Annotated in this window: 1 protein-coding gene; it reads left to right on the forward strand. The window is 74.7% G+C overall.

The genetic code is table 11. The annotated features are described in order from the left end of the window. Positions 1-25: 25 nt before the first annotated feature. Positions 26-8,966: type I polyketide synthase (locus tag AB0F18_RS27375; protein ID WP_362065207.1), on the forward strand; the 8,941-nt coding region annotated here is incomplete at its 3' end.

Raw genomic sequence — 8,966 nt, forward strand, 5'->3', positions numbered from 1 at the left:
CAACGGCCTGAGTACGGAGCACACCATGACCACATCGAACGACAAGATCGTTCAGGCACTGCGCGCCTCCCTCCAGGAGACCGAGCGGCTGCGCCGCCAGAACCGGAAGATGACGGCCGAAGCCCGGGAGCCCATCGCCATCGTCGCGATGAGCTGCCGCTTCCCCGGCGGCATCGGCTCCCCCGAGGAGCTCTGGCGCCTCCTCGCGGAGGGCGGCGACGCAGTATCCGGCTTCCCCGCCGACCGCGGCTGGGACCTGGACGCGCTCTACGACCCGGACCCGGACAACGCCGGCACCTGCTACGTCCGCCACGGCGGATTCCTCGACGGGGTCGGCGAGTTCGACGCCGGATTCTTCGGGATCTCCCCGCGCGAGGCCCTGATGATGGACCCGCAGCAGCGGCTCCTCCTGGAAACCGCCTGGGAGGCCTTCGAGCGGGCCGGGATCGACCCGGCGGTACTGCGCGGCACCCGTACCGGCGTCTTCGCCGGCACCAACGGCCAGGACTACGCCCGCCTGTCCACCTCCCCGGAGGACTTCGACGGCTACCTCGGGACGGGCAATGCCGCCGCCGTGATCTCCGGACGGCTCGCCTACACCTTCGGCCTCGAAGGCCCCGCGGTGACGGTCGACACCGCCTGCTCCTCTTCCCTGGTCGCCCTGCACCTCGCCGCCCAGGCGCTCCGCAAGGGCGAGTGCACCCTCGCCCTGGTCAGCGGGGTGACGGTGATGTCCACGCCTGGTGCCTTCATGGAGTTCAGCCGCCAGCGCGGGCTGGCCGCCGACGGCCGCTGCAAGCCCTTCTCGGCCGCGGCCGACGGCACCGGCTGGAGCGAGGGCGCCGGCATGCTGCTCGTGGAACGGCTCTCCGACGCCCGCCGCAACGGCCACCCCGTCCTCGCCGTGCTCCGGGGCAGCGCGGTCAACCAGGACGGCGCCTCCAACGGCCTGACCGCCCCCAGCGGCCCGGCGCAGCAGCGGGTCATCCGCCAGGCCCTGGCCGACGCCCGGCTCACCGCGGCCGAGGTGGACGCCGTCGAGGCGCACGGCACCGGCACCTCGCTCGGTGACCCGATCGAGGCCCACGCCCTGCTCGCCACGTACGGCCAGGACCGCCCCGCCGGCCGGCCGCTCCTGCTGGGCGCGCTCAAGTCGAACATCGGCCACACCCAGGCGGCGGCCGGCGTGGCCGGCGTCATCAAGATGGTCCTGGCCATGCAGCACGGCATACTGCCCGGCACCCTGCACCTCGACGAGCCGTCCCCGCACGTGGACTGGTCGGCGGGCGCCGTCCGACTCCTGACCGAAGCCGTCACCTGGCCGGAAACGGAGGGTCCGCGCCGGGCGGGCGTCTCCTCGTTCGGCGTGAGCGGCACCAACGCGCACATCGTCCTGGAACAGCCGACCCCGGAACCGGCCGGGTCGGCGACCGGCGACACCCCGGCCACACCGGCCACGGAGTCCGCCGGACCGGGTCGGACCCCGCTCCTGTGGCCCCTCTCGGCCCGCACCCCCGAGGCGCTCCCCGAGCAGGCCCGCCGCCTCCTGGCGTACGTACGGGAGCACCCGCACACCGAGCCCGCCGACATCGGCCACGCCCTCGCCACGACCCGCTCCCAACTGCCCCACCGCGCAGCCGTCGTGGGGCGCGACCGCGACGAACTGCTGACCGCCCTCAGCGCCCTCGCCCGCCGGGAACCCACGGGCCAGGCCTTCGAGGGCACCGCGGCCCGCAAGACCAAGACGGCGTTCCTGTTCTCCGGGCAGGGCAGCCAGCGCCTGGGCATGGGGCGTGAACTGCACGCGGCCTTCCCGGTGTTCGCGGAGGCCTTCGACGCGGTGTGCGCGGCACTTGACCCGCATCTCGAACTCCCGCTCAAGGACGTGGTGTTCGGTGAGGACGCGGAGCTCCTGAACGAGACCGGGTACACCCAGCCGGCGTTGGTCGCGGTCGAGGTGGCTCTGTTCCGGCTGGTGGAGTCCTGGGGTGTGCGTCCGGACTTCCTGGCCGGGCACTCGGTAGGCGAGTTCGCCGCAGCCCATGTAGCCGGTGTGTTGTCGCTGGAGGATGCGGCGAAGCTGGTGGCCGCGCGGGGCCGGCTGATGCAGGCGCTGCCGGTGGGCGGGGTGATGGTGGCGGTCGAGGCGTCCGAGGAGGAGGTACGGGCACTGCTGGACGGGTTCGAGGACCGCGCCGACATCGCCGCGGTCAACGGGCCTACGTCCGTGGTGGTTTCAGGTGCCGAAGACGCGGTGGCGGAGCTGGCCGGGAAGCTCGCGGCCCAGGGCCGCAAGACCAAGGCCCTGACGGTCTCCCACGCTTTCCACTCGCCGCTGATGGACCCGATGCTCGACGAGTTCCGCAAGCTCGTCGAAGCCGTCCCGTTCGCGGCTCCGGCCCTTCCCGTGGTCTCCACCGTGACGGGCCGCCGAATGACGGCCGCCGAACTGGCCGACCCGGAGTACTGGGTGGGCCAGGTGCGGGCGACGGTCCGGTTCGCGGACGCGGTGCAGGCCCTGGCGGACGCCGGAGCCTCGATGTTCGTCGAGGTCGGGCCCGGCGGCGTACTGTCCGGCCTGGCCCAGCCCCTGCTGGACGCGGACTCCGCCCGCGCCGTGCCCCTGCTGCGCGCCGACCGCACCGAGGAGCTGGCCGCGGCCTCCGCGCTGGCCCGGCTGTACGTCCACGGAACCACGCTCGACCTGACCGCACTCACCAGCGACCGCGCCGGCCGCCCGACCCTCCACGACCTGCCCACCTACGCCTTCCAGCGGCGCCGCTACTGGCTGGAGTCCACGGCCTTCTCCGGCCGGCCGGCCGCCGACGCCGCCCGGGCCGCCGATCCGGCGGAAGCCGGATTCTGGGACTCCGTGGAACGCGCCGACCTCGCGGCCTTCGCACAGCGCCTCGGCCTCGCGGACGACGCGCCCCTCAGCACGGTCCTGCCCGCCCTCTCCCTCTGGCGCAGCAACCACCGCGAGCGGTCCACCCTCGACGCCCGGCGCTACCGCATCGCCTGGCAGCCCGCAACCCCCGCACCCGCAACCACCCCCGCCCGTGCCGACGGCAGCTGGCTGGCCCTCGTCCCCACCGCCCGCCTCGCCGAGGACCCGTGGACGGCCGACGCCCTGCGGGCTCTGGAGGAGCACGGCGCGACCGTACGGCCCGTACCGGTCGACCCCGGTACCGGCCGGGAGGCACTCGCGGACCTGCTGCGCACCGCCGTCGCCCAGGACCACCCCGTCGACGGGGTCCTGTCCCTGCTGGGCCTCGAAGAGCAGCCGCACCAGGCCCACCCCGTACTGGCGGAAGGGCTCGCCACGACCCTCGCCCTGATCCAGGCCCTCGGCGACGCGGGCATCGACGCCCCGCTGTGGTGCGCCACCCGAGGCGCCGTCTCCACCGGCACGGCCGACCCGCTGCGCAGTCCCCGGCAGGCAGCGGTCTGGGCCCTCGGCCGGACCGCCGCACTCGAACACTCCGGCCGCTGGGGCGGCCTCGTCGACCTCCCCGAGGCGCTCGACGCCCGCGCCGCCCGACGCTTCGCGGCCGTCCTCGCGGGCACCCACGCCGACGAGGACCAGCTGGCCGTGCGCGGCGCGGGCGTCTTCGTACGCCGTCTGCTGCGCGCCCCCCAGCAGCGGTCCGCCGCCCCCGGGGCCCCCGAGGAGGGCTGGCAGCCGCACGGCACCGTCCTCATCACCGGCGGCACCGGTGCCCTGGGCGCCCACGTGGCCCGCTGGCTCGCCGGGGCCGGAGCGCAACACCTGGTCCTCACCAGCCGGCGCGGGCCGGCGGCGGCCGGCGCCGATGCGCTCCGCGCCGAACTGGAGGAACTCGGCGCCCGCGTCACCATCGAGGCCTGCGACATCGCCGACCGGGAAGCCGTGGCCCGGCTGCTGGCCGGCCTCCCGCAGGAACACCCCCTCACCGCCGTCGTCCACGCGGCCGGAGTCGGCACCCCGGCCATGCTGGCCGACACCACCGCCGAGGAGTTCGCCGAGGTCCTCGCCGCCAAGACGGCCGGCGCCCGGCACCTCGACGAGCTGCTGGCGGAACGCCCCGAAGCCCGCCCGCTGGAGGCCTTCGTGCTCTTCTCGTCGATCTCCGGCGTGTGGGGCGCGGCCGGGCAGGCGGCGTACGCGGTGGCCAACGCCTCCCTCGACGCCCTCGCCGAACACCGCAGGGCCCGCGGGCTCACCGCCACCGCCGTCGCCTGGGGCCCCTGGGCCGGCGGCGGCATGGTCGAGGACGGCGACGCCGAGGACCGGCTGTACCAGCGCGGGCTGCCCGCCCTCACCCCGCCGTCGGCCATCGCCGCCCTGCGCGCCGCCCTCACCGGCGACGAGACGGCGGTGACCGTCGCGGACGTCGCCTGGGAGCGCTTCGCCCCCTCCTTCACCCTGCTGCGGCCCAGCCCGCTGCTGAACGGGATCCCCGAGGCCGTCGCAGCCCTCGCCGAGGCAGCAGGAACGGCGTCCGACGGCCCGGGTGACGGCGAACTGCCCGAGTTCGTCCGCCGCACCACCGCCCTGACCGCCGCCGAGCAGGCCCGCGCCGTCCTCGCCCTGGTACGGGCCGAGGCCGCCGCGGTGCTCGGACACCAGGACGCGGAAGCGGTACCGGCCGACCGGGCCTTCCGTGAACTGGGCTTCGACTCCCTCACCGCCGTGGAGCTGCGCAACCGCCTCGGGAAGAGCACCGGGGTCCGGCTGCCGGCCACCCTCGTCTTCGACCACCCGTCCCCGTCCGCCCTGGCCGCCCACCTCCTGACCGAACTGACCGCGGCCCTCACGGGCCGGGCCGCCGCCCCCGCGCCGACGGCCACCGTCCGTACCGCCGACGACGCCGAGCCCCTCGCGATCGTCGCCATGAGCTGCCGTTACCCCGGCGAGGTACGCAGCCCCGAGGACCTGTGGCGGCTCGTCGCCGAAGGCCGCGACGCGGTCGGCGGCTTCCCCACGGACCGGGGCTGGGACCTGGACTCCCTCTACGACCCGGACCCCGACCGGCCCGGCACCACGTACGCCAAGGACGGCGGCTTCCTCTACGACGTCGCCGACTTCGACCCCGCCTTCTTCGGGATTTCGCCCCGGGAAGCCCTGGCCATGGACCCGCAGCAGCGGCTGCTGCTGGAAACCGCCTGGGAGGCCTTCGAACGCGCAGGCCTCGACCCCACCTCCCTGCGCGGCACCGGCACCGGCGTGTTCATCGGCTCCGGCTACCAGGACTACGCCTCCCGCCTGCTGAGCGTCCCGCAGGACCTGGAGGGCTACATCGGCACCGGCAGCTCCGCGAGCGTCGTCTCCGGGCGCATCGCCTACTCCTTCGGCCTGGAAGGGCCGACGCTCACCGTGGACACGGCCTGCTCCTCCTCCCTCGTCGCCCTCCACCTCGCCGCGCAGGCCCTGCGGCGCGGCGAGTGCGACCTCGCCCTGGCGGGCGGGGTGACCGTGATGTCCAGCCCCAACGCCTTCATCGAGTTCAGCCGGCAGCGCGGGCTGGCCGCCGACGGCCGCTGCAAGTCCTTCGCGGCGGCCGCCGACGGCACGGGCTGGGGCGAGGGCGTCGGCATGCTGCTGGTGGAGCGGCTCTCCGACGCCCGCCGCCACGGCCACCCCGTACTGGCCCTCGTACGGGGCTCAGCGATCAACCAGGACGGCGCCTCCAATGGCCTGACGGCCCCCAACGGCCCGGCCCAGCAGCGGGTGATCCGCCAGGCCCTCGCGAACGCCGGACTCTCCACGGCCGACGTGGACGTGGTCGAGGCGCACGGCACCGGCACCACCCTCGGCGACCCCATCGAGGCGCAGGCCCTGCTGGCGACGTACGGTCAGGACCGGCCCGAAGAACGGCCGTTGTGGCTGGGCTCCCTCAAGTCCAACATCGGCCACACCCAAGCCGCGGCCGGCGTCGGCGGGATCATCAAGATGGTCGAGGCCATGCGCCACGGCCTCCTCCCCAAGACCCTCCACGTGGACGCGCCGACCCCGCACGTCGACTGGTCGGCGGGGGCCGTCGAGCTGCTGACCGAGCCCGTCGAATGGACGACCGGCACGGAACGGACCCGCCGGGCCGCCATCTCCTCCTTCGGCGTGAGCGGCACCAACGCCCACGTCATCATCGAGCAGCCGCCCGTGGAACCGCCGGCTCCCGCCGGGGCACGCCAGGAACCGAGGCCCGTCCCGTGGCTGATCTCCGGCAACGGCCCCGAAGCCCTCCGCCAGCAGGCCGAACGCCTCCTCGACCACATCGAGCGCCATCCCGCCGTGGAACCGGCCGACGTGGCCCTGTCCTTGGCGAGCTCACGCGCCGCACTGGAACACCGGGCCGCCGTCCTCGGCACCCGGCGGGAGGACTTCCTGCCCGCACTGCGCGCCCTGGCCTTGAACGACCAGGCCCCGGCGGCGGACACGGCCGTCTGCGGCACGGCCGGCACCCAGCCCAAGACGGCGTTCCTGTTTTCGGGTCAGGGGAGTCAGCGGCTGGGGATGGGGAGTGAGTTGTATGCGGGGTTCCCGGTGTTCGCGGATGCGTTCGATGCGGTGTGTGCCCGGGTGGACGGGTATCTGGACCGGCCGTTGCGGGATGTGGTGTTCGGTGAGGACGCGGAGCTGCTGAACGAGACCGGGTATGCGCAGCCGGCGTTGTTCGCGGTCGAGGTGGCGTTGTTCCGGCTGGTGGAGTCGTGGGGTGTCTCGCCGGACTTCCTTGCGGGGCATTCCATCGGCGAGTTCGCGGCGGCTCATGTGGCGGGTGTGTTCTCGCTGGAGGATGCGGCGGCTTTGGTGGTGGCGCGTGGCCGGTTGATGCAGGCGCTTCCCGCTGGGGGAGTGATGGTCGCGGTCGAGGCTTCCGAGGCCGAGGCTCGTGATCTGCTGGCCGGGTTCGAGGGCGAGGTTGGTGTCGCTGCGGTCAACGGGCCTTCCTCCGTGGTGCTTTCGGGCGTCCAGGAGGCCGTCTCGCGAGCCGTCGCCAAGCTGGCGGCGGAGGGGCGCAAGACGAAGGCCCTGATGGTCTCCCATGCGTTCCACTCGCCGTTGATGGATCCGATGCTGGCGGACTTCCGCAAGGCGGTGGAGGCGGTGTCGTTCGGGACGCCCGTGCTGCCGGTGGTCTCGACGCTCACGGGTGCTGTGGTGTCGGCGGAGGAGTTCTGTTCCGTGGACTACTGGGTCGGCCACGTCCGTGAGGCAGTGCGCTTCGCCGATGCGGTGGAGGTCCTGGCAGCAGAGGGCGTCGGTACGTTCCTGGAGATCGGTCCGGGAGGTGTGCTGACCGGCTTGGCGGCAGCCGTCCTCGACGGTGGCCAGGCTGCGGTTCCTCTGCTGCGCGGGGACCGGCCGGAGGAGACGGCCGTGACTGCGGCCCTCGCCCAACTCCACGTCCAGGGCAACCCGGTGGACTGGACGGCCGTCCTCGCAGGTCACGGCGCCCGCCGGATCGACCTGCCGACCTACGCCTTCCAGCACGAACGCTACTGGCTCGAAACCGGGCCCGCCGCCGGGGACCTCGCGAGCGCCGGGCTGGGCTCCGCCGGTCACTCCCTGCTGGGCGCCGCCGTCGCACTCGCCGACGGCGAGGGCCTCGTCCTCACCGGCAGGCTCTCCCTCTCCGCCCAGCCGTGGCTGGCCGAGCACCAGGTCATGGGCGCGGCCCTGCTCCCCGGAACCGCCCTGGTGGACCTCGCGATCCGGGCCGCCGACGAGACCGGCTGCGACCGGGTCGAGGAGCTCACCCTCCAGGCCCCGCTGGTCCTGCCCGCCCAGGGCGCCGTACAGCTCCAGGTCACGGTGGCCGGCCCCGACGGGAACGGGCGCCGCGGCGTCAGCGTCCACTCCCGGCCGGACGGGACGGGCTCCGACGCACCCTGGTCGACCCATGCCGTCGGCGTGCTCGCCCCCACGGCCGGCACCACCACCGCACAGGATCTGTCGCAGTGGCCGCCCGCCGACGCCGACCCCGTCCCCCTGGAGGGCTACTACGAGCGCCTGACCGAGCTCGGCTTCGGCTACGGCCCCCTCTTCCAGGGGCTCAGGGCCCTGTGGCGGCGCGGTACCGAGGTGTTCGCGGAGGTCTCCCTCCCGCAGGACACCCCGGCCGACGGTTTCGGCGTCCACCCGGCGCTGCTGGACTCCGCCCTGCACGCGGTCGGCCTGGGCGGGCTGCTGCCCGACACCGGCCAGGGCCGCATCCCCTTCGCGTGGAGCGGCGTACGGCTGGAGGCGACCGGCGCCACCACCCTGCGGGTCCGGCTGACCGCGCCCGCCCCGGACACGGTGTCCCTGTTCGCCGCCGACGGCACCGGCCGGGCGGTCGTCTCCGTCGACTCCCTCGTCCTGCGGACCGTGACGGCCGATCAGCTGCCCGCCGCCGGCCGGCCCGACCACCTGGACGCGCTGTACCGGCTGGACTGGCCCGCCCTGCCGCTGGGCCCGGAGGACACCTCCCGGGGCACAACCACCGGACCTCTCGCCCGGGTCGAGGACCGTGCGGGCCTGCTCGCGCTCCTGGACGGGCCCGGCGGAGCGGACCGGCTCGCGGACACCGTCCTGGTCCCGGCACCGCGCGGCTCGCGCGGCGCACCGGACGCGGAGCAGGTCCACACGGTGACCCGGGAGGGCCTCGCCCTCCTGCGGACCTGGCTCGGCGACGACCGGACCGCCGGCTCGCGGCTGGTGCTGCTGACCCGGGGGGCCGTCGCCCCCGAGCCCGGGACGACCGTCACCGACCCGGCCCAGAGCGCCCTGTGGGGGCTGGTCCGCTCCGCGCAGTCGGAGAACCCCGGACGACTGGTCCTCGCCGACCTGGCGGACGCGGAAGCCGCCGCCCTCCTCCCCGACGAGGAACGGCTGCTGGCCGCGGCGCTGGCCACCGGCGAACCGCAGTTCGCCCTCCGCGGCGATACGGCGTACGTGCCCCGGCTCGCCCGCCGGACCGCCGCCGACGCGCTGCGCCCCGCCC

The organism is Streptomyces sp. NPDC029216 (assembly GCF_040648015.1).
Taxonomy (GTDB): Bacteria; Actinomycetota; Actinomycetes; order Streptomycetales; family Streptomycetaceae; genus Streptomyces.